The sequence below is a fragment of the Actinoplanes sp. TFC3 genome (assembly GCF_001553785.1).
In the GTDB taxonomy this organism is placed as follows: domain Bacteria; phylum Actinomycetota; class Actinomycetes; order Mycobacteriales; family Micromonosporaceae; genus Actinoplanes.
On record NZ_LOJP01000001.1, the window covers coordinates 5,682,474 to 5,703,580 of the forward strand.

The 21,107-nt window shown below is 68.3% G+C and carries 17 protein-coding genes; 5 read left to right on the plus strand and 12 right to left on the minus strand.

The genetic code is table 11. From position 1 onward, the window contains the following. Nucleotides 1-5: 5 nt before the first annotated feature. Entirely contained in the window at nucleotides 6-1,193 is a 1,188-nt protein-coding gene (locus TFC3_RS25585) for an MFS transporter (protein WP_067504912.1), read from the plus strand. 233 nt (nucleotides 1,194-1,426) lie between these two features. Here TFC3_RS25585 and TFC3_RS25590 read toward each other — a convergent pair whose 3' ends face one another. The 3 genes from TFC3_RS25590 to TFC3_RS25600 form a co-directional block, all read right to left on the minus strand. Next, a complete protein-coding gene (locus tag TFC3_RS25590) occupies nucleotides 1,427-4,312 on the minus strand; it encodes a vitamin B12-dependent ribonucleotide reductase (protein ID WP_067507564.1) in 2,886 nt (961 codons plus the stop codon). Nucleotides 4,313-4,554: 242 nt separating this feature from the next. Continuing rightward, a complete protein-coding gene (gene nrdR, locus TFC3_RS25595) occupies nucleotides 4,555-5,118 on the minus strand; it encodes a transcriptional regulator NrdR (protein ID WP_067504921.1) in 564 nt (187 codons plus the stop codon). 452 nt (nucleotides 5,119-5,570) lie between these two features. Next, nucleotides 5,571-5,801: a LysM peptidoglycan-binding domain-containing protein gene (locus tag TFC3_RS25600; RefSeq protein ID WP_082772529.1), complete on the minus strand. Its 231-nt coding sequence runs from the start codon at nucleotides 5,799-5,801 to the stop codon at nucleotides 5,571-5,573. A 359-nt stretch (nucleotides 5,802-6,160) separates the two neighbouring features. Here TFC3_RS25600 and lexA point away from each other — a divergent pair, with 359 nt between their 5' ends. Beyond that, the gene (lexA, locus tag TFC3_RS25605) at nucleotides 6,161-6,958 is read left to right on the plus strand and encodes a transcriptional repressor LexA (protein WP_067504926.1); all 798 of its coding nucleotides are present in this window, start codon (nucleotides 6,161-6,163) and stop codon (nucleotides 6,956-6,958) included. Between the two features lie 447 nt (nucleotides 6,959-7,405). On the opposite strand, the gene TFC3_RS25610 is transcribed toward lexA, so the two are convergent. Then, nucleotides 7,406-9,466, minus strand: a complete 2,061-nt coding sequence (locus tag TFC3_RS25610; protein WP_067504929.1) for a hypothetical protein — start codon at nucleotides 9,464-9,466, stop codon at nucleotides 7,406-7,408. Nucleotides 9,467-9,530: 64 nt separating this feature from the next. Then, nucleotides 9,531-10,925 (minus strand): GTPase HflX, encoded by a 1,395-nt coding sequence (gene hflX / locus TFC3_RS25615; protein WP_067504932.1) that lies wholly within the window; start codon nucleotides 10,923-10,925, stop codon nucleotides 9,531-9,533. Between the two features lie 173 nt (nucleotides 10,926-11,098). Here hflX and TFC3_RS25620 point away from each other — a divergent pair, with 173 nt between their 5' ends. Further along, a complete protein-coding gene (locus TFC3_RS25620) occupies nucleotides 11,099-12,559 on the plus strand; it encodes an NAD-dependent malic enzyme (RefSeq protein ID WP_067504935.1) in 1,461 nt (486 codons plus the stop codon). Here the strand turns inward: TFC3_RS25620 and TFC3_RS25625 are convergent. The 3 genes from TFC3_RS25625 to miaA are packed head-to-tail and all read right to left on the minus strand — an operon-like array spanning nucleotide 12,520 to nucleotide 15,163. Further along, a complete protein-coding gene (locus TFC3_RS25625) occupies nucleotides 12,520-13,281 on the minus strand; it encodes a glycerophosphodiester phosphodiesterase family protein (protein WP_067504938.1) in 762 nt (253 codons plus the stop codon). The genes TFC3_RS25620 and TFC3_RS25625 overlap by 40 nt on opposite strands. Then, the gene (gene dapF, locus TFC3_RS25630; RefSeq protein ID WP_082772530.1) at nucleotides 13,281-14,222 is read right to left on the minus strand and encodes a diaminopimelate epimerase; all 942 of its coding nucleotides are present in this window, start codon (nucleotides 14,220-14,222) and stop codon (nucleotides 13,281-13,283) included. The genes TFC3_RS25625 and dapF overlap by 1 nt, the downstream gene beginning before the upstream one ends. Before the next feature lie 8 nt (nucleotides 14,223-14,230). Then, nucleotides 14,231-15,163, minus strand: a complete 933-nt coding sequence (miaA, locus tag TFC3_RS25635) for a tRNA (adenosine(37)-N6)-dimethylallyltransferase MiaA (protein ID WP_067504940.1) — start codon at nucleotides 15,161-15,163, stop codon at nucleotides 14,231-14,233. Between the two features lie 164 nt (nucleotides 15,164-15,327). Between miaA and TFC3_RS25640 the strand changes: the two genes are divergently transcribed. Then, nucleotides 15,328-16,536: a DUF349 domain-containing protein gene (locus tag TFC3_RS25640; RefSeq protein WP_067504942.1), complete on the plus strand. Its 1,209-nt coding sequence runs from the start codon at nucleotides 15,328-15,330 to the stop codon at nucleotides 16,534-16,536. A gap of 240 nt (nucleotides 16,537-16,776) precedes the next feature. Here TFC3_RS25640 and TFC3_RS25645 read toward each other — a convergent pair whose 3' ends face one another. From TFC3_RS25645 to TFC3_RS25660, 4 genes are all read right to left on the minus strand, one after another. Next, nucleotides 16,777-17,109, minus strand: a complete 333-nt coding sequence (locus tag TFC3_RS25645; RefSeq protein ID WP_067504944.1) for a transcriptional regulator — start codon at nucleotides 17,107-17,109, stop codon at nucleotides 16,777-16,779. Continuing rightward, on the minus strand, nucleotides 17,106-17,798 hold the full coding sequence (locus TFC3_RS25650) for a hypothetical protein (RefSeq protein WP_067504947.1): 693 nt from the start codon (nucleotides 17,796-17,798) through the stop codon (nucleotides 17,106-17,108). The genes TFC3_RS25645 and TFC3_RS25650 overlap by 4 nt, the downstream gene beginning before the upstream one ends. Before the next feature lie 326 nt (nucleotides 17,799-18,124). Then, nucleotides 18,125-19,615 (minus strand): tRNA (N6-isopentenyl adenosine(37)-C2)-methylthiotransferase MiaB, encoded by a 1,491-nt coding sequence (gene miaB / locus TFC3_RS25655; protein ID WP_067504950.1) that lies wholly within the window; start codon nucleotides 19,613-19,615, stop codon nucleotides 18,125-18,127. A 21-nt stretch (nucleotides 19,616-19,636) separates the two neighbouring features. Further along, nucleotides 19,637-20,122, minus strand: a complete 486-nt coding sequence (locus tag TFC3_RS25660) for a hypothetical protein (protein ID WP_236718317.1) — start codon at nucleotides 20,120-20,122, stop codon at nucleotides 19,637-19,639. Nucleotides 20,123-20,262: 140 nt separating this feature from the next. Between TFC3_RS25660 and TFC3_RS25665 the strand changes: the two genes are divergently transcribed. Then, complete coding sequence (locus tag TFC3_RS25665) at nucleotides 20,263-21,009, plus strand: amino acid ABC transporter ATP-binding protein (protein ID WP_067504957.1); 747 nt, start codon at nucleotides 20,263-20,265, stop codon at nucleotides 21,007-21,009. The last annotated feature ends 98 nt before the right edge of the window (nucleotides 21,010-21,107 follow it).

Below are 21,107 nucleotides of genomic sequence, written 5' to 3' on the forward strand. Positions count from 1 at the left end.
GCTCGGTGACGGAGCAAGTACAAACCGCGAAGGTGGCCGTGGCACTGACCTTCGCCATCAACGGCATCAGCTTCGCGGGGTGGCTGGCGCGTGCTCCTGCCGTACGCGATGATCTCGGACTTTCCCCGGCCGGCCTCGGCCTGCTCCTGCTGTGCCTGTCCGGAGCAGCCGTGGCCGCCATCCCGCTCGCCGGCCCGCTGGTGCAACGCTTCGGAGCCAGCCGCGCGGTGCTGGTGGGCAGCATGTCGGTGGTCGCCGGGCTGATCGGGTTGGGCACCGGGGCCGCGCTGGGCTCGGTGCCGGTGGCCGGGTTCGGCCTGGTGCTGCTGGGCTTGGGCAACAGCCTGTGGGACGTCGCGATGAACGTCGAGGGTGCGGCCGTGGAACGCCACCTCGGCCGCACCGTCATGCCGCGCTTCCACGCCGCCTTCAGCCTGGGGACGGTCGGCGGTGCGGGCATCAGCGCGCTGGCGGCGTACCTGGGAATCTCCGCAACCGCCCAGGTCTATGCCACCGCCGTCGTGGCCGCCGCAGTCATGATCTTCACGGTCCGCCGCTACCTCCCGGCGGAACCCACCCCCGAGGAAGCCACCGGCGGCCGCGTCCGCGACGCGTGGCGCGAACCCCGCACCCTGCTGATCGGCGTGATCATGCTGGGCTTCGGCTTCACCGAGGGCGCAGCCAACGACTGGCTGGCCATCAGCCTGGTCGACGGCTACCACGCCACGGAAGCCATCGGCGCGATCGGCTTCGGCTTCTTCGTCACGGCCATGACCCTGGGCCGGCTGTTCGGCGGCACCCTGATCGAACGCTGGGGGCGGGTGGTCGCTTTGCGCGTGACGGCCGCGTCGGCGCTGGTCGGGTTGCTGCTCGCGGTGTCCGGGCTGGGCGTGCCGATGGTGCTGATCGGGGCGCTGTTCTGGGGCGCGGGAGCTTCACTCGGCTTCCCGGTCGGCATGAGCGCGGCGGCGGACGATCCGGTGCGCGCGGCTATCCGGGTGTCGGTGGCCGGGTCGGTGGGGTACGGCGCTTTTCTGGCCGGGCCGCCGTTGATCGGGCTGCTGGCTGAGCACTTCGGGGTGCTGCGGGCGTTGCTCGTGGTGATTGTGGCTATCGGGCTGGGGCTGATCGGCTCGGGGGCGGCACGACCGTTGCCGACGCCGGCCGGAGAGCCGGAGCGCATCACGCCGTAAGCGGCTTGCGATGATGCCGTGCTCCCCGCGGATCGGCAAGACCGCGGTCTGCGCGAGCCGCTTTCATTGTCCGCCTGGTTCAGACGCGCAGCGACCGCCCTTACCCTGGAGGTTCGGGCGGTCGCTGTCTTTCAGCCGCCGGTTGGCTCCGCAACCGTCAAGGTCACCGATCACCAGCCGTGGGCCGCGTCATCGACGAACTCGGCGTTGCATCAAGGCAACGCGACTCGATGTCAGCTACAGCCGGACGTCGAGCCGCAGCCCTCGCACACGTAGCAGCTACCCGCCGGGCGCATCTTCGTGCCGCAGGTGAAGCACAGCGGCGCGTCCGCGGAAGTGCCGAGCACGATTTCCAGCAGTTCCGTCGAGGAGCGGACTGCCTTCTCCACCTCGGCCGCCACTGCTACCGGGATGTCGGCGGTCGGGGACGTCGCCGCACCCACCGGGGCCGAGACCGGGGCGGAGGCTGCCATGCCTTCCAGGTCGATTCCGGCGGCCTCGGCTGCTGCTTCGGCTTGGACCTGGGCGGCACGTTCCTTGGCGGTGAAGATGCCGAGTTCGGCGCGGGTGTCGTACGGCAGGAAGTCCAGCGCCAGGCGACGGAAGATGTAGTCCATCACCGAGGCGGCCATGCGGACGTCCGGGTCGTCGGTCATGCCGGCCGGCTCGAAGCGCATGTTCGTGAACTTGCTGACGTACGTCTCGAGCGGGACGCCGTACTGCAGGCCTATCGAGATGGCCACCGAGAAGGCATCCATCACGCCGGCCAGGGTGGAGCCCTGCTTCGACATCTTGAGGAAGACCTCGCCGAGGCCGTCGTCGGGGTAGGACGACGCGGTCAGGTAACCCTCGGCGCCGCCGACCGAGAAGGACACCGTCTCCGACGGGCGCTTCTTGGGCAGGCGCTTGCGGACCGGGCGGTACTCGACGACCTTCTCGACGACCTTCTCCGCCACGGCCTCGGCAACCTGCTCGACCGCTGCCTTGTTCGGCTTGGCCACCGAGAGCGGCTGGCCGACCTTGCAGTTGTCACGGTAGATCGCGAGGGCCTTGAGGCCGAGCTTCCAACCCTGGAAGTGGACGTCCTCGATCTCCTCGATGGTCGCCGACTCCGGCATGTTGATCGTCTTGGAGATGGCGCCGGAGATGAACGGCTGCACCGCTGCCATCATCCGCACGTGGCCCATCGGCGCGATGGTGCGCTCGCCCATGGCGCAGTCGAAGACCGCGTAGTGCTCGGGCTTGAGGCCGGGGGCGTCGATCACGTTGCCGTGGTCGGAGATGTGCTCGACGATCGCCTCGACCTGCTCCTCGAGGTAGCCGAGGCTGCGCAGCGCACGCGGGACCGTCTGGTTGACGATCTGCATCGAGCCGCCGCCGACGAGCTTCTTGAACTTGACCAGCGCCAGGTCGGGCTCGACGCCGGTGGTGTCGCAGTCCATCATCAGGCCGATGGTGCCGGTCGGCGCGAGCACGGAGGCCTGGGCGTTGCGCCAGCCGTTCTTCTCACCGATCTTGAGGCCGTTCTGCCACTGCTTCGTGGCCTCCTTGACCAACGCGGTGGCGACCGGGCTGGTCGGGCGGATCACGTCGTTAGCGGCGGCGTGCTTGCGCATGACCCGCTTGTGGGCCTCGGCGTTGCGGGCGTAACCGTCGTACGGGCCCACGACACCGGCGATCTCGGCCGAGCGGCGGTAGGCGGTGCCGGTCATCAGCGAGGTGATACCGGCGGCCACGCTGCGGCCACCCTCGGAGTCGTACGGCAGGCCGGACGCCATCAGCAGGGCGCCCAGGTTGGCGTACCCGATGCCGAGCTGGCGGTAGGCGCGGGTGGTCTCGCCGATCTTCTCGGTCGGGAAGTCGGCGAACGCGATCGAGATCTCCATCGCGGTGATGATGAACTCGACGCTCTTGACGAACTTCTGGACCTCGAAGCTGCCGTCGGGGTTGAGGAACTTCAGCAGGTTGAGCGAGGCCAGGTTGCAGGACGAGTCGTCCAGCGACATGTACTCCGAGCACGGGTTGGACGCGGTGATCCGGCCGGTCTCGGGGTTGGTGTGCCAGTCGTTGATCGTGTCGTCGTACTGCAGACCCGGGTCGGCGCACTCCCACGCGGCCTGGGCGATGTCACGGAACAGCTTCTTGGCGTCGATGCTGTCGATGACCTCACCGTGCAGGCGGCCCCGCAGGTCGAACGTGGTGCCTTCCTCAACGGCGCGCATGAACTCATCGCTCACTCGTACCGAATTGTTGGCGTTCTGGTATTGCACGCTCACGATGTCGGAGCCACCGAGGTCCATGTCGAACCCGGCGTCCCGCAGCGCGCGAATCTTGTTCTCCTCGCGCGCCTTGGTGAAGACGAACTCCTCGATGTCGGGGTGGTCGACGTCCAGGATGACCATCTTGGCCGCACGACGGGTGGCGCCACCGGACTTGATCGTCCCGGCGCTGGCGTCGGCACCGCGCATGAAGCTCACCGGGCCGCTGGCGGTGCCACCGGAGGACAGAAGCTCGCGCGAGGAGCGGATGCGGGAGAGGTTGACGCCGGAACCGGAGCCACCCTTGAAGATCAGGCCCTCTTCCTTATACCAGTCCAGAATCGAGTCCATCGAGTCGTCCACCGACAGGATGAAGCACGCGCTGACCTGCTGCGGAGAGGTCGTGCCGACGTTGAACCAGACCGGCGAGTTGAAGCTGAACACCTGGTGCAGCAGCATCCAGGTCAGCTCGTGCTCGAACAGCTCGGCGTCGGCGGGCGTCGCGAAGTAGCTGTGGTCCTCGCCGGCCTTGCGGTAGGTCTTCACGACCCGGTCGATGAGCTGCTTGAGCGACCATTCCCGCTCCGGCGTGCCGACCGCACCCCGGAAGTACTTGGTGGTGACGATGTTCGCGGCGTTGACGCTCCAGAACTGCGGGTACTCCACGCCCCGCTGCTCGAAGTTGATCGAACCGTCCCGCCAGTTCGTCATGACGACGTCGCGGCGCTCCCACTCGACCTCGTCGTAGGGGTGGACACCCTCGGTGGTCCACACCCGCTCGACCCGCAGCCCCCCGACCGCGGCGCCCCCGTTACCAGCGCGACTACGTTGCCGACCTGCTGTGATGCCGTCACCGGCCATGTGATGCTCCCCCTCGAACGATCGCGGCTTGCCCACCGCGATCCACTTTCCGACTGCCTTCGGGTCAAGACCCCTTATCCGGTACGCCCATAGCGCAGCGAACCGGTACGCGCGGCGCCCCGTGGCGGCGGTGCAGTACTCGCGCCGGTATTGCGATGTCTTGCTATTGCTGCCGCCCTGGCTATGGCTCTGTCAGGCGGCCTCGGCTGGCCTTGTCTTTGACGCGCCGACCTTCGCGTTGGTTATGGGGACCGATCGCTGATCTTCGGTGCCCGGCCGCCTGGTGGCCGGGTGGCCACCACGTGCCGCGCGGCGGTTTCCCGCTCGGTCTCGCCCGGGTCGCTGAGCGCTGCGCTACTTGTTGCGGCGGCTCGCAGCTCGGTGATCTCGCGCTCGAACGCGTCGATCGAGTCGAACGCCTTGTACACGCTGGCGAAGCGCAGGTATGCAACCTGGTCCAGCTCGCGCAGCGGGCTCAGAATCGCCAGCCCGACGTCGTGGCTGGGCACCTCGGCCGCGCCCTTCGCTCGTACCGTCTCTTCGACCTTCTGGGCCAGCAGGGCGATCGAGTCCTCATCCACAGGGCGGCCCTGGCACGCCTTGCGCACCCCGCTCATGATCTTGATCCGGCTGAAAGGCTCGGTCACGCCGCTGCGCTTGACGACGGCGAGCACCGCCTCCTCGACGGTCGTGAACCGCTTGCCGCACTCGGGACACGAGCGGCGGCGGCGGATCAGCTGGCCGTCGTCGGCCTCCCGCGAGTCAACGACCCGAGAATCCGCGTGCCGGCAGTACGGGCACCGCACCGTAATCCTCCTGTCGCAGGAACGTCGACCACCTGATCACCAACGGCAGTTGCCCCGGACCCGAACCGACCTCCGGGCACGCAAAACCGCAGCCCCGAGCTGATCACTTTCCGCCGCGAAGCTGTGGTGCAAACCCGAGAACCGTAGGGGCGAAACCCCAACCTATGGATGACTTACACCCCTGTAACTACTAGATGTTGGGGTCGACGTTATGCCGCTGCGAACCCCGGCGCAAGTCAACCGGCGCGACGACGCGCGGTATTTTCTACCTCAACACGACGGGTACCGCACCGGTCACGGCCAGCACCTAAACCAGTTGATCAAGACATCTTCCGGCGCCCGTTTCGTCACGCTCCAACCCACAGACCCATGGATGCCGTGACGTACGCCTTACCGGTGTTGTCCTTCGCCGTTCCGGCCCGCCGGCCGCCAAGTTCTGGTAGTCAGCCCTCTCAGCGGGGCAAGGTCAATGTCTGCCCGGCATAGATGCCGGTGCCCCGGATGCCGTTCAGACGCCGGATCTCGGGCAGCACGTCCTGAGGTGAGCGGCCAGGCGCCACGCGTGCCGCGATCGACCAGAGCGTGTCCCCAGGCTGCACGACGACGGTAGGCGCCGGCCGATACGGCGTGTCGTCGGCGCGAGAAGCTGTGGTCCACAACACGGCGCTCGCGAGGGATGCCATGAGAATGAAGAAGCCGAGAACGACTGCCCGGCCCCGCCTCGTGAGGCGCAAGGGGGCGGGCCGGGACGGACGCACACCGGTCGCTACCACGGCATATTCCTCTCCACGCAGACATCCCTCGTACGGGCGTTCGATCGAACGCCCGTACGACGGTCTATCAGAACACGCGTACGGAAGTCGAGCACTTCCGAGCGACACGCCGAGAGAATCTCGTACAGATGTTTGAATATGTCGCAGCGCACTACTACGGTTTTGCTTCAAGAGGGGTCAGCCGGCCAAACGTCATCCCCACGGCGGATGTCCGGCTTCCGCGAACGCACCACGTGCCCGGGTGGCACTGGCCGACAGGGAGGGCCGACGTGTCGACCGACGACCGGACGAGCCGGCAGAAGCAAGAGAAGGAATCGAAGCCCGAAGCGACCACCAGAGCGGGAATGCGCCGCCGGACCCCGGCCCGGGCCCGCAGCGCTGACGCGCCGCAGCTACGTGCGGTCACGCCGGTGGTCAGCCAGTTCCCGGACGTGGTGACGGCCGACCTCACGGCCCGCCAGCGCCGCATCCTGGACTTCATCAAGGACTGGGTGGAACGCTACGGCTACCCCCCGAGCGTCCGCGAAATCGGCGAGGCGGTCGGCCTGGTGTCGCCGTCCAGCGTGGCGTACCAACTGAAGGAGCTCGAGAAGAAGGGCTTCCTGCGCCGCGACCCCAACCGCCCCCGCGCAGTAGATGTCCGCTCCCCCAACGAGATGGTCGACGACGAGGCGCTGCGCTCGGCGCGTCCCGCCCCGGCCTACGTCCCCCTGGTCGGTCGCATCGCCGCCGGTGGCCCGATCCTGGCCGAGCAGGCCGTCGAAGACTTCTTCCCGCTCCCCCGGGAACTGGTCGGCGAGGGCGAAGTCTTCATGCTCGAGGTCAAGGGCGACTCGATGATCGACGCAGCTATCTGCAACGGCGACTGGGTAGTGGTCCGCCAGCAACCCACAGCCAACGTCGGCGACATCGTCGCAGCCATGATCGACGGCGAAGCCACGGTGAAGAGCTACCGCCAGCGCGACGGCCATGTCTGGCTGATGCCGGCGAACCCCGCGTTCGATCCCATCCCGGGCGATGACGCTGTGGTCATGGGTCGCGTGGTGGCGGTCCTGCGGCGCGTCTGACGCTGAGGACGGACGGTTCCGGCGGTTGGTTTGCCGAGCCGTCCGTTCGCCGCGCGGTTGAATGTGGGTCCGCTGCCGGGAAGAGCGTCCGCCTTTTCGGGGTGGTGCCGGCTGTTCGGGGTGGTGCTGGCTGTTCGGGGTGGTGCGGGGCCTGGAAACGCGAGGCCGCCCGGCTGGGCTGGGCCTGACAATGCCTTGTTCGGTAGGGCGAAATCGCGCCTGAGCCGGGGAATTGAGGGCCGGAGAGCAGCGACATGCCGGTTGACGCGCTGAACCCATTGAACGGGCGCTGAGTGGCACGGGCGAGCGTAGAACAAGGGGCGCAGCGCCCACACTGCGAACGGCACCGGCTGCGTCGAGGGACGAGACCAATCCTTCTGGCTCACAACAAACGGCGAAGGCCGGACGTCAAAGTCCAGCCTTCGCCGTTTCGTATGTCAGTTCGGGTCAGCGATCGCCGTCGTAGCCCGGGTTCTCGCGGTTGCCTGCCTGCGGGGCCTGCGCGCCGCCGCCGTAGACGCCGCCCCGTGCTGGGCGGGCGCCGCCGGGCTGGGATGCCGGGGACTGGCCGGTGCCGCGAGGGGGCTGAGCACCACGCGGCGGCTGCGCACCCCGTGAGGGCTGGGCCCCCCGAGGAGGCTGACCGCCTTGGGCACCCCGCGGAGATTGGCCGCCCTGGGCACCCCGCGGAGATTGGCCGCCCCGCGGCGGCTGGGCTCCCTGCGGGCCCTGACCGCCGCGAGGACCCTGACTACCGCGAGAAGGCTCCCCACCCCGAGGAGGCTGCGAACCACCCCTAGGCGGCTGAGCACCACCACGAGGCGGCTGAGCACCACCACGAGGCGGCTGAGCACCACCACGAGGCGGCTGAGCACCACCACGAGGCGGCTGAGCACCACCACGAGAAGGCTGAGCCGGGCCGCCGCCCTGCACCGGCCGGGAAGGCTGTGCCGCCCCACCGGGCTGAGCCACACCGGGTCGGCCAGGCTGACTCCCACCGGGCCGGCCAGGCTGACCCCCGGTAGGCCGCCCAGAAGGCGCACCCCCGGGCCGCCCAGGCTGACCACCAGCAGGCCGCCCCTGCGGTCCCCCACCCGGCCGTCCCGGCTGAGCATTGCCACCCGGCCGTCCCGGCTGAGCATTGCCACCCGGCCGCCCAGCCGGAGCAGCACCCCCACCAGGCCGGCCACCGCCGCCATAAACCCCAGCACCAGCAGCCGAAGCCGCCGCACCGGCCTTCTTAGCGCCATAAACCGGCCCGGAAGCCGCAGACGAAGCCGCAGCAGCCGGCCGAGCCGGACCGCCAACCGTCAGCAGCTCCGTCTTGGCGTCGCTCGGCTTCGGACTCAGCAGGTCGTCGGGTTCGTCGTCAGCGGGCGGGTCGAGGGCGCGCTTCTTGCGGGCCTTCATGATGCCGAAGACGCCGGCTCCGACCAGGATCAGACCGATGATGCCTACGCCGGCTACCAGGTAGGTGATGTCGGAGAGGCTGAGGTCGGAGAACCAGCCGGGGCTGCTGTCCTTTGTGGTGTTCGCCGACTCGGTCTTGGCCTGCACCACCGTCGTGGCCGGGGTGTAGGTGCGGATGTAGTTGACCGTGTCGTCGTCGATGTCGCCGAAGTCGGAGACCGTGGCGAAGGACTTGCCGTCCGGGGTGTAGCTGATCGCCTCGCCGAAGGGCTCGTTGGGCAGGCCTGTCGCTTTCGGCTTGGCTTTGAGCGAGGCCACCACGTTGCCGTTTGTGATGTCCCATTCGAAGGCATCGAGGTACGTGCGGAGCGTTACCTTCTTGCCATCGGGGGACATGGCGCCACCGGTCACCACACCCTGCGCCAGGCGCGCGAACATCGTGCCCGCTGTGTCGGTCTTGGGGAGGGCTAACTCGCCGACTTTCCTCAGCGGGACGCCGGCGCTCCCACTGCCGGACTTCAGCTTGCCGTTGGGCTTGTAGAGCTGGGCCGCGCCGGTGACCTCCTTGGTAACGATGATCGGCAGACCATCGCCGTCGATCAGGACGGCTTCGGCGTCGTGGTAGTCGCCCGACGGGTAGGTCAGGCGGTGCAGCTTGGGCTCCTCGGAACCGTCCACCGGCATGCTCCAGAGGGCGATGCCGCGCTCACGGTGCGTGGGCGGGTTGGCGCGCACGCCGTTGTCGCCGGTGTCGGCGATCCAGATGGTCTTGCCGTCCGGGTCGGCGATCATGTCCTCGGTGTCGAGGGGACCGTTGCCGCTGTAGGCGACCTTCTTCGTGATCTTGCACGAGTCGTCCAGGAAGAAGACCTTCTTCTTGGCCGGGTCGTCGGTGCCATCGTTGATCACGACGTAGCCCTTGTCGGTGGCCACGATGCCCGAGAGCTCCTTGAGGAGCGGATCGGTGACCTTGCACACCTTCTTGCCGGCCGCAGCCTTCGCCGTGGTCGCCGTCGCGGCCGGGGTGGCGGAGGCGGGCACGGCACCTGCCATCACGAGCCCGCAGGCAAGGATGGCTGGGAACACGAGACGCCGCATCCGATCAGTGTCGCATGCGGCGTCTCGTATCGGTGTTACGCGTGGATCAAGCCTGGCCACACCGTCAGGCCTTGAACGGTTCGAGCTCGGCCGCGAGCTGCTGGTCGACCCGGACCCGCAGTTCCGATCCCTCATCGGTGTGCCGGGTGTCGAGCACCTGGCCACGCCGGTGGATCCGAGCCACCAGGTCCCCCCGGTCGTACGGCAGCAGCACGCGCAGATCGACAGCCGGGCGCGGCAGGCGTTGCGCGATGGCCGCGTGCACGTCGTCGATGCCCTGACCGCTGCGGGCCGAGGCGAAGACCGCGTCCGGCCAGGCCCGCTTGAGCCGCAGCATGGTTTCCTCGTCGGCCGCGTCGATCTTGTTGACGACGAGCAGCTCGGGAATCCGGTCCGCGCCGACCTCGCTCAGCACCTCGCGGACCGCCGCCACCTGACCCTCGGGGTCGGGGTGCGCACCGTCGACCACGTGCACCACGAGGTCCGCGTACGCCACCTCCTCCAGGGTCGAGCGGAACGCCTCGACGATCTGGTGGGGCAGGTGCCGGACAAAGCCGACCGTGTCGGAGAGCGTGAACACGCGCCCGTCCTCGGCCGCCGTGCGCCGGGTGGTCGGGTCGAGCGTGGCGAACAGCGCGTCCTCCACCAGCACGCCGGCCTTGGTCAGCCGGTTGAGCAGGCTGGACTTGCCCGCGTTGGTGTATCCGGCGATCGCGACGGCGGGCACACCGTTTGACGTACGGCGTGAGCGCTTTGTCTGCCGTACCGTCCGCATGGCTTTGATCTCGCGCCGCAGTTTCGCAATGCGCTGGTTGATCCGTCGCCGGTCGGTCTCGATCTTGGTCTCACCGGGACCACGTGTTCCCACGCCGCCGCCGGCACCGCCACCGGCACCACCGCCCTGACGGGACAGCGACTCACCCCAGCCTCGCAGCCGCGGCAGCAGGTACTGCAACTGGGCCAGCTCGACCTGGGCCTTACCTTCCTTGCTCTTCGCATGCTGGGCGAAGATGTCCAGGATCAGCGCCGTGCGGTCGACGACCTTGACTTTGGTCTGTTGCTCGAGGTTGCGCAACTGCGACGGCGACAGCTCGCCGTCGCAGATGACCGTGTCGGCGCCGCTGGCGATGACCACGTCACGCAGCTCGTCGACCTTGCCCCGGCCGATGAAGGTGGCCGGGTCGGGGCGGCTGCGACGCTGGATGAGGCCTTCGAGCACCTCCGAGCCGGCGGTCTCGGCGAGCGCCGCGAGCTCGGTGAGCGAGTTCTCCGCGTCGGCGATGCTGCCCTCGGTCCAGACGCCGACCAGGACTACTCGCTCGAGCCGCAGCTGCCTGTACTCGACCTCGGTGATGTCCGTGAGCTCGGTCGACAGCCCGGCCACCCGCCGCAGCGAGTGTCGTTCCTCGAGTTCCAGCTCACCGGTGGTGACGTCGGGTTCGAAAAGCTCAGTTCGCAAAAGGGAACCTCCTCAGCCCGATCGTGGCACGTCCGGAGTTTCGGCGCATCCACATAACCTGGCTGGGCGTTGTCGCGTAAGTGTCTGACTCATCTGTAACCACCGCGGTGGATGCCGCTATTCCGCAGGGGCGAGAATGCTGGGACGCACCCGCCAACGACGGAGGGAAATCCGTGGTGACCACCCGCCTGCCCAGCGCAGGATTCTCGATCACTGTCCGTATCGCTGTTACGGCCGACGCCTCTTCCATCGGGCGGCTCACCACCTGCGTCGGTGAGGCGGGTGCGATCGTGACAGCACTCGACGTGGTGGACTCCGATCCCAGCCGCGTCCTGGTCGACCTGACCTGCGACACCGCCGACGCCGCGCATGCCGATCAGGTCGTCAAGAACCTGGAGGAGCAGGACGGCGTCGATGTCCGCAAGGTCTCCGACCGCACGTTCCTGCTGCACCTCGGCGGCAAGATCGAGGTGTCCTCCAAGGTCGCTTTGCGCAACCGTGACGAGTTGTCCCGGGCGTACACCCCGGGCGTGGCGCGGGTCTGCATGGCCATCGCGGAGAACCCGGCCGACGCCCGGCGCCTGACCATCAAGCGCAACACCGTGGCCGTGGTGAGCGACGGCTCGGCAGTGCTGGGTCTGGGCAACATCGGTCCGGCCGCCGCGATGCCGGTGATGGAGGGCAAGGCGGCGCTGTTCAAGCGCTTCGGCGGGGTGGATGCCTGGCCGGTGGTGCTCGACACCCAGGACACCGACGAGATCGTCACCATCGTCAAGGCGATCGCTCCGGCGTACGGCGGCATCAACCTGGAGGACATCGCGGCGCCGCGGTGCTTCGAGATCGAGATGCGGCTGCGCGAGTTGCTCGACATCCCGGTGTTCCACGACGACCAGCACGGCACCGCGATCTGCGTGCTGGCCGCGCTGACCAACGCCTTGCGCGTGGTGGGCAAGAATCTGGCGGACGTCAAGGTGGTGGTGTCGGGCGCCGGGGCGGCAGGCACGGCGATCATGAAGTTGCTGCTGCGTCAGGGCGTGGGTGACATCATCGCGTACGACCGCAGCGGCGCCCTGCACCGCGGCATGCCGGACCTGAACCCGACCTGGCAGTGGCTGACCGAGAACACCAACCGTGACAACTACTCCGGCGACCTGCCGGGCGCGATCGCCGGCGCGGATGTCTTCATCGGCGTGAGCGCACCCAACCTGCTCAGCGGCGACGACATCGCCAAGATGGCGGACAAGTCGATCGTGTTCGCGCTGGCCAACCCGGACCCCGAGGTGGACCCGCGGGAAGCCCGCAAGCACGCCGCCGTGGTGGCCACCGGGCGCTCGGACCAGCCCAACCAGATCAACAACGTGCTGGCTTTCCCCGGCGTGTTCCGCGGCATGCTTGACGTGAGCGCCGAGGAGTTCACCGAGGAGATGGCGCTGGCCGCGGCGATGGCGATCGCCAACGTGGTCGGCGAGGACAAGATCAATCCGACGGTGATCATCCCCAGCGTGTTCGACGCGCGGGTGACCCCGGCGGTGGCAGCGGCGATCCGGGCCACCGTCAAGGGCACCCCGGCCCCGCAGAACCAGGCCGCCACGCCTCAACCGGAGCTGGCGCAGGCCCCCGAAGAAACGTTCTGAGCCCACCCGGTGAGCTCCCCGGTGTGGTCGGTGATCAAGCCGGCCACACCGGCCGCCGCCAGGTCGGGCCAGAGCAGCATGTCGTTTGCCGTCCACGGCATCACCGACACGCCGATCCCGGCCAGCGCCGCCACCGTCGCAGGCGAGCCGAGCACCGCGTTCATCGACGGGTTGCAGTAGGTGATGCCCAGCTCCTGAGCCACGGCAACCTGCTCGTCGTCGAACGGGTCGCGCAGCAGCCCGCGGCGCACGTCGGGCGCCACCTCGCCGGCGAGCCGCACGATCGCCGGGTCGAAGCTCTGCACCACCGTGCGCGCCGGCAGCCCGGCGTCGGTGACCTGGCCGATGATGTTCTTCACCTGCTCCAGCGTCGCCGGCGGCTTGATCTCCAGCAGCAGCTCGACCTGCTCGCTGGGCGCCAGCAGATCCAGGACCTGAGTCAACCTCGGGACCCCGATCCCCGTGTACGCCGGGGAGAACCACGATCCCGCGTCGAGCCCCGCCACCTCGTCGCAGGTCAGCTCCCAGACCTTGCCGGAGCCGCTGGTCGTGCGGTCAACCGTGCGGTCATGGATCACCACGGGCACCCCATCGGCCGTGGTGCGCACGTCAAACTCGATGAACGTGGCCCCGGCCAGCACCCCTGCGGCCAGCGCGGGCAGCGTGTTCTCGGGCGCGACGGCCGAATACCCGCGGTGCGCCACGCGGTGCAGCTGCGCCATCAGGCAGGCGCCCCCGACTGACCCCGGCCAGCGGCCCCGCCCGTCCCAGCGGCGGCTCCGGCCGGCGCAGCGTCTCCGCCAGCGGTCGGCGGGCCGGTCAGGGCGGCCAGGTCGACTTCGCCGGTGGCGACGAGCACGGCCGGGCCGGCCAGCCACCAGCGACCCTCGGCGTCGGCGGTGACCCAGAGGCGGCCGCCCGGTACGTCCACGGCAACGGTGCCCTCGGACTTGCCGGCCTCGCGCAACGCCACGGCACCCACGGCCAGGGCACCGGAGCCACAGGACAGGGTCTCGGCCGAGCCACGTTCGTACACCCGCATGTGCAGGTGCAGGTCGGCGCCGTCGACGGGGGCGCCGAGGGTGGTGAACTCGACGTTGACGCCCTCGGTGAACATGGCCGGGTCAAAGCCGGGAGCCACGTGCAGGTCGAGGGCCGGCAGCCGGACACCATCGGGCAGCGCGGCCACCAGGTGCGGGTTGCCGCAGTTGACCGCCATACCCGCGACGGTCAGCGGGCCGACGGTGGCGGTGCTGGCGGCGTACACCTCCGGGGTCCGCATGTGCACCGCAATGCGCTCGTCGCTTTCCACCACCGCGCGCACGACGCCGGCTCGCGTGGCCACCGGAAGCCCCTCGGGGCCGGCCTCGGCGAGTCCCTGGGTGAGCAGGTAATGCGAGAAGACGCGCACGCCGTTGCCGCACATCTCGGCCAGCGACCCGTCGGCGTTCCAGTAGTCCATGAACCACTCGGCGTCGCCCGCGAAACCCGCGCCCTCGGGGTGCTTGGCGCTGCGCACGACGCGCAGCACGCCGTCTGCGCCGATCCCCTTGTGGCGGTCGCAGAGCGCGCTGACCAGCTCAGGCGTCAGGTCGAGGGCGCCGTCTGGGTCGGCCAGGATGACGAAGTCGTTGCCGGTGCCGTGACCCTTTGTGAAAAACACGCGGTCCATCATCGCGCAGCCCCACGAGCCACTGCCAATGCGGCACGCGTCAGATCCGGGTCGGCGCCATCGAGCCAGCTGATGCGGGGGTCGCGCTTGAACCAGGAGCGCTGCCGCCGTACGAAACGACGGGTTGCCCTCGTGGTGTCCTCCCGGGCTTGCGGGCCGGTCATCGAGCCGTCCAGCTCGGCCAGGGCCTGCTGGTAACCCAGGGCGCGACTGGCCGTGCGTCCCTCCCGCAGGCCCTGAGCGTCGAGCATGCGCACCTCATCGAGCAGACCCTGCTGCCACATCAGGTCCACCCGTTCGGCGATGCGCTCATCAAGTGCGGCAGTGACGCGGTCCACACCGATCTGCACCGCCGGGTAGTACGGCGTGGGCTCAGGTAAATGCGCGGTGAACGTCGAACCGGTCATTTCGATCACTTCCAACGCCCGCACGATCCGCCGTCCGTTCGACGCAAGGATCTTCGCGGCGGCTTCCGGGTCGGCCGCGCGCAGCCGCTCATACAGCGGTGCCGGGCCCGTCTCGGCGAGCTCAGCCTCCAGACGTTCCCGAATAGCGGGATTCGTGCCGGGAAAATCAAATTCTTCGAGAACCGCGCGTACGTACAGACCTGAGCCGCCGACCAGGAGGGGCACCCGACCCCGCGCCACGATGTCGTCGACCGCCGCCCGGGCCGCCTTCTGATACTCGGCGACACTCGCTGTCATCGTCACGTCCCACAGGTCCAGGACGTGATGCGCAACGCCTTCGCGCTCGTCGGAGGTCAGTTTCGCGGTGCCGATGTCCAGGCCCCGGTAGAGCTGCATCGAATCGGCGTTGACCACCTCGCCGCCAAGTTCATGGGCAAGGGCCAGGCTGAGCGCGGACTTCCCGGTAGCGGTCGGGCCGACGACGGCGACGACTCCGGGCGGTGGGAGCAACGGCACGCCAGCCACCGTAACGGGCTGGTCACGGTCGTTCGTGGGCGCTTCCCCCGAACCCGGTTGGACCTGTGACAATGCGCGGACGAGAATGCCGATGGAATGATGGCATCTGACTGCGCCATGGCGGCGCTCCCGGGCGACGAAGCCCGAGACGCCGGGAGAACGAGGATGGGCTCATGATGGACTGGACGACCTTCGGGCGCGTTGATGCCGATGGCACGGTGTACGTGAAGACCGCCGAGGGCGACCGGGTGGTCGGCTCGTGGCAGGCCGGCACGCCGGAAGAGGGCCTTGCCCACTTCGCCCGGCGCTTCGCGGACCTGGTCACCGAGGTCGACCTGGTGGAGGCCCGGCTCAAGTCCGGCGCCGCCGACGCGTCGCACTCGCTGAGCAGCGTCAAGCGCCTGCGCACCGAACTCACCGAAGCTCACGTCGTCGGCGACATCGACGGGCTCGCCGCCCGGCTCGACAAGCTGACCGAGCTCGCCGACACCAAGGCCGACGAGGCCAAGGCCGCCCGCGAGGTGGCCCGCACCGAGGCGGTAGCGCGCAAGACCGCACTGGTCGAGGAGGCCGAGACCCTCGCGGCCGAGGCGACCGGCTGGAAGAGCGCGGGCGACCGGCTCAAAGAAATCCTCGACGAGTGGAAAACCATCCGCGGCGTCGACAAGAAGACCGACGGCGAGCTCTGGAAACGCTTCGCGGCCGCCCGCGACGGCTTCACCCGCCGCCGCGGCGCCCACTTCGCCACCCTCGACGGTCAGCGCAAGCAAGCGCAGACGGCCAAGGAGGAGCTGGTCAAGGAGGCGGAAAGCCTGTCGGAATCCACCGAATGGGGTCCCACGGCCAACCGCCTCAAGGAGCTGATGAACGACTGGAAGGCCGCCCCCCGAGCGGCCAAGGAGGCCGAACAGCGCCTCTGGGAACGCTTCCGGGCCGCCCAGGACGCGTTCTTCAGCCGCCGCAGCGAGGTCTTCTCCGCCCGCGACGCCGAGTACAAGGGCAACCTCGAGAAGAAGCAGGCCATCCTGGCCGAGGTCGAAGCCCTCGACATCGACGCCGACCCCCGTGGAGCCCAGAACAAGCTCCGCGACGCCCAGGCCGCCTGGCACGACGCGGGCCGGGTGCCCCGCGAATCGTCGGCCTCCCTCGACCGGCGCTGGCGCGCCGCCGAGGAGCGCATCCGGGTGGCGATGGACTCGGCTTGGCGCAAGACGGCTCCGCAGGACAATCCGCTGCTACTGCAGATGCGGGAGCAGGTGGCTGAGGCTGAGGACAAGCTGGCTCGGGCTCAGGCTGCTGGCGACAAACGGCGGATCAAGGAGGCTGAGCAGGGGTTGGCTTCCAAGAAGCAGTTCTTGGCGTTGGCTGAGCAGGCTCACTGAGGTTTTCTCTCACCCTGGACGGTGCAGGGCCGGGCGAGGCCCTGCGCGTTCGGATCGGACCGAGCTTTGTTGTTGAGCCCGCAGCCTTGACAGTGATCAGCAGATGCAACTGCACCGCGAGATCAGATGGAGGCTTGGGCTCAAATCCACCCTCAGGCGGGCCGATGCCCAACAAGCCGGACATGCTGAGCCGAAGAGGTATGGCATACCGCTCCGGCTCAACAGTGTCGCTCGGTCCGCCTAGGGGGCGGGGTTGGTGGGTTGCACTCGGGCGATCAGTTGTTTCAGGCGGGTTATTTCTTCGGTGAGGGCTGTGGTGCCGGCGGGGGTCAGGGTGACCCAGGTGCGGCCCCGGCGGCCCTCGTAGCCCTTTTCGATCTCGATCAGGGCAGCTTCTTCGAGCACGCTCAGGTGCTTCGACAGGTTGCCGGCCGTCAGCTCCAGCTGGGTGCGCAGGTAGCCGAACTCGACGCGGCGGGCTTCGTGGGTGATGGTGAGGATGCCGAGCCGTACGCGCTGGTGAACGACGTCGTCCAGGCCCAGGGCGGGGTGGTCCTCCTCGGAAGTGGTCACCGCTGCCGCCGTTGAGCCAGGGCGAACCCGATGGCGCCCAGCAGCAGCACGGTTCCGCTGATGACCTGGTCCGGCACCCACGCCGTGCGCACGTTGCTGCCATTGCCGACCCAGCCGAAGTTGATCGGCACCAGCACGACGGCCAGGTAGCCCACGGTGAAGGCGAACAACGCGAGATTGCGCTCGATGCGGGCCAGTACCAGCAGCGCGATACCGATCATGCCCCACGGTCCGATCAGGCGGTCGAGCAGCAGCAGCCAGGGCGACGTCGGCTGAGGGTTCTCCGGCAGCGGGCGGCCGGCCCAGTAGATCCGCACCGCCACCCACGCCGCGGTGAACAGCAGGGTTGTCACGGCGCCGGCAATCGCGTACGGCATGACCCGCGTGCCAACCCCGCGCGCCCGGGCGACCCGCACGTACGCGTAAGCGATGCCCGCGTAGGTCAGCAGGAAGACCGGCGGCCAGTAGAACAACACGCCTTGGCGCGAGAACCGGCAGACATCCGCGGTCGTGCAGTCCACCGACATCAAGAGCACGTCAGAAACGATCCCCAGGTACGTCACCACGGCCAGCACCAGCAGCGTGACCCAGGTCAGTCGCTGGTCCAGCCGGACCCGGCGCGTCAAAGCACGCACCTCCGACAGAAGCTGGCGAGGATCCCCACCCGCAGTCACAGGTTCACTGTTCATGCCAACACGTTTGCACAACAAACCTATCGGCGCCAGTGCACGGGGCTAACAAAGGTGACGCCAGCCGGGAGGGGTAGCACCTCAGCCCCAACCAAGGCCGGCCTGCGTACCCCCACTCCCCCACAATCCCCACAGCGCGGAAGCCCGACCACCCAGCGAGGAGTGGCCCCCTTGCCCTCTCATGCACCCACCAGCCCTCGACCACCAAACTCAGCCGCAGCCAGCTCCCACGCAAGGCTGAGGGCCGGGGTGGTCGTCATAGGCGTAAAAACCTATGACGACCACCCCGGCCCTCAGCCGTCAACCGCAAGAAGCCCGGATACAGGCTAAAGAGCACACCCTTCGGCAGCAGGCAGCGGAGCAGGAACCCCAAGAGTGGGGAGCCCAAGAGAAACCCCAGGCAACTTGGGAGTCCGCCCGGCCTCGAAGGCATCACCGGCCCGAGTACGCCGGTACGACAGCGGATCACCGTCTGCGTTGAGGTGATGAGGGGCCGCGTACGTCACCACGGTCTCGATCACATCCCCCGGACGCGGGGACAGATCGCCGGTCGCGAAGTGGACGAGCCGGCCGTCCCGGGCACGCCCGCTCATCCGGCCGGTGCGCTCATCCTTGCGGCCTTCGCCGACAGCCACCAGCACCTCGACCTTGGCACCTTCGAGGCGCTTGTTCTCCGCCCAGGTGATCTCTTCGAGCGTGGCGATGAGGCGTTCGTAGCGCTCCTGGACCACCTGCTTGGGGAGCTGCTCCTCCATGGTCGCCGCCGGGGTGCCGGGGCGCTTGGAGTACTGGAAGGTGAAGGCGCTGGAGAAGCGGGCTCGCCGTACCACGTCGAGGGTTTGCTGGAAGTCCTCCTCGGTTTCGCCGGGGAAGCCGACGATGATGTCGGTGGTGATCGCGGCGTCCGGCATGGCGGCGCGGACCTTGTCGATGATGCCGAGGTATTTCTCGGAGCGGTAGCTGCGGCGCATCGCCTTGAGGACGCGGTCGGAGCCGGACTGCAGGGGCATGTGCAGCGAGTGGCACACGTTCGGGGTCTCGGCCATCGCGGCGATCACGTCATCGGTGAAGTCCTTGGGGTGCGGGCTGGTGAAGCGCACCCTTTCCAGGCCCTCGATCGCGCCGGTTGAACGCAGGAGCTTGCCGAAGGCCAGGCGGTCGCCGAACTCCACGCCGTACGAGTTGACGTTCTGACCCAGCAGGGTGACCTCGAGAACGCCTTCCTTGGCCAGCGCCTCGACCTCGGCCAGGATCTCGCCCGGCCGCCGGTCCTTCTCCTTGCCGCGCAACGACGGGACGATGCAGAAGGTGCAGGTGTTGTTGCAGCCCACCGAGATGGAGACCCAGCCCGCGTACGTGGATTCGCGCTTGGTCGGCAGCGTGGACGGGAAGACCTCGAGCGCCTCGAGGATCTCGACTTCGGCTTCCTGATTGTGCCGGGCGCGTTCGAGCAGCGCCGGCAGCGAGCCGATGTTGTGGGTGCCGAACACCACGTCCACCCAGGGGGCGCGCTTGACGATGTCGCCGCGGTCCTTCTGGGCCAGGCAACCGCCGACCGCGATCTGCATGCCGGGGTTCTTGAGCTTGGTGGGGCGCAGGTGACCCAGGTTGCCGTAGAGGCGGTTGTCCGCGTTCTCACGCACCGCGCACGTGTTGAAGACCACGACGTCGGCCTCGTCGGCGTCGGTGGCCCGGGTGTAGCCGGCGTCCTCCATCAGCCCGGAGATGCGCTCGCTGTCGTGCACGTTCATCTGACAGCCGTACGTGCGCACATCGTAGGTGCGGGCGGGGCTGCTCTGCGGAATCAACTCAGTCATGGCAATTGACCAGGGTAGTCCCTACACCGGCGCGGGTGTCTCCGGCGTGGGGTCCGGTTTCCAGCGTGAGGTGGTGCAGCCGGGGGCCACCGCGCAGGCCGGGTCGGCGCCGGTGCAGGGGCGGGCGTGGCGCTTCTCCGTACCGTCATCGGTCTCTTGCTCGTCGACGTGCACTGCCCGCAGCGTTCCGTCGGGGCTGGCACGGACGTAGCGCGAGGGGTTGAGGGTGTCGTCGGGAAACAGGACGGCGACGCCCAGGCGGGTCGCTACGGCACCGGCAACTGCGTCTTCGGGCAGATCCGAGGGGGCGAGGAAACATTCCAGGTTTGTCGGGAAGTCGCCGCCGGTGTGCCACACATCGCACAAGATTGCCCCTTCAACCGGCGCGCCAAGCGTGGCGACGGGTCGCTGCACCACCGTCGAAACCGCGCCGCATACGGCTGTCACCTCGAGGTTCTCAGCGAAACTCCAGCTCCAGAGCCCGTCGGTGGGGTCACCGGTACCCATACCGCTCATCGTGGACATCCCTTCCGGTCCGCATCCGCGGTGTTACTGCTCCGTGACCATTCTCGGCGCGTTCCGATACAACCGCGCCCATAGAGTGGCCCCATCCGAGTGAGTTCCATAGACAGGACGGTGGTCAGACGGTGACGACGAGCGAGCCTCTCATCGTCCTCGAAGGCGTCAACAAGTATTTCGGCCCGCTGCACGTCCTGCAGGATGTCAGCCTGTCCGTGGACCGCGGCGAGGTGGTCGTCGTGATCGGACCTTCCGGGTCGGGTAAGTCGACGCTGTGCCGCGCGATCAACCGCCTCGAGCCGATCAATTCCGGCACCATCACGTTCGACGGCCGCCCGCTGCCGGCCGAGGGTAAGGCCCTCGCTCAGCTGCGCAGCGAGGTTGGCATGGTCTTCCAGTCGTTCAACCTGTTCGCGCACAAGACCATCCTGCAGAACGTGATGCTGGGTCCGGTGAAAGTCCGGGGAGAAAAAGCCGCAGCGGTACGAGACCGCGCGATGAGCCTGCTCGAACGCGTCGGGATCGCCAGCCAGGCGGAGAAGTACCCGGCGCAGCTGTCCGGCGGTCAGCAGCAGCGTGTCGCCATCGCGCGGGCGCTGGCCATGCAGCCCAAGGCGCTGCTGTTCGACGAGCCCACCAGCGCGCTCGACCCGGAGATGGTCGGCGAGGTGCTCGACGTCATGACGTCGCTGGCCCGCGAAGGCATGACCATGGTCGTGGTCACCCACGAGATGGGTTTCGCCCGCCACGCCGCCAACCGGGTGGTCTTCATGGCCGACGGTCAGCTCGTCGAGCAGGCCGAGCCGGAGGAGTTCTTCGCCAGCCCGAAGTCCGAGCGAGCCCGCGACTTCCTGTCGAAGATCCTCACCCACTGACTCTCCACGTCGGAGCTTCGTAGTTCCGACAAATACCTTGCAGGGCCTTCGCAAAGGTCGTGCACTGTCAGTTTGTTTGCAATTCTTGAAACACGAGG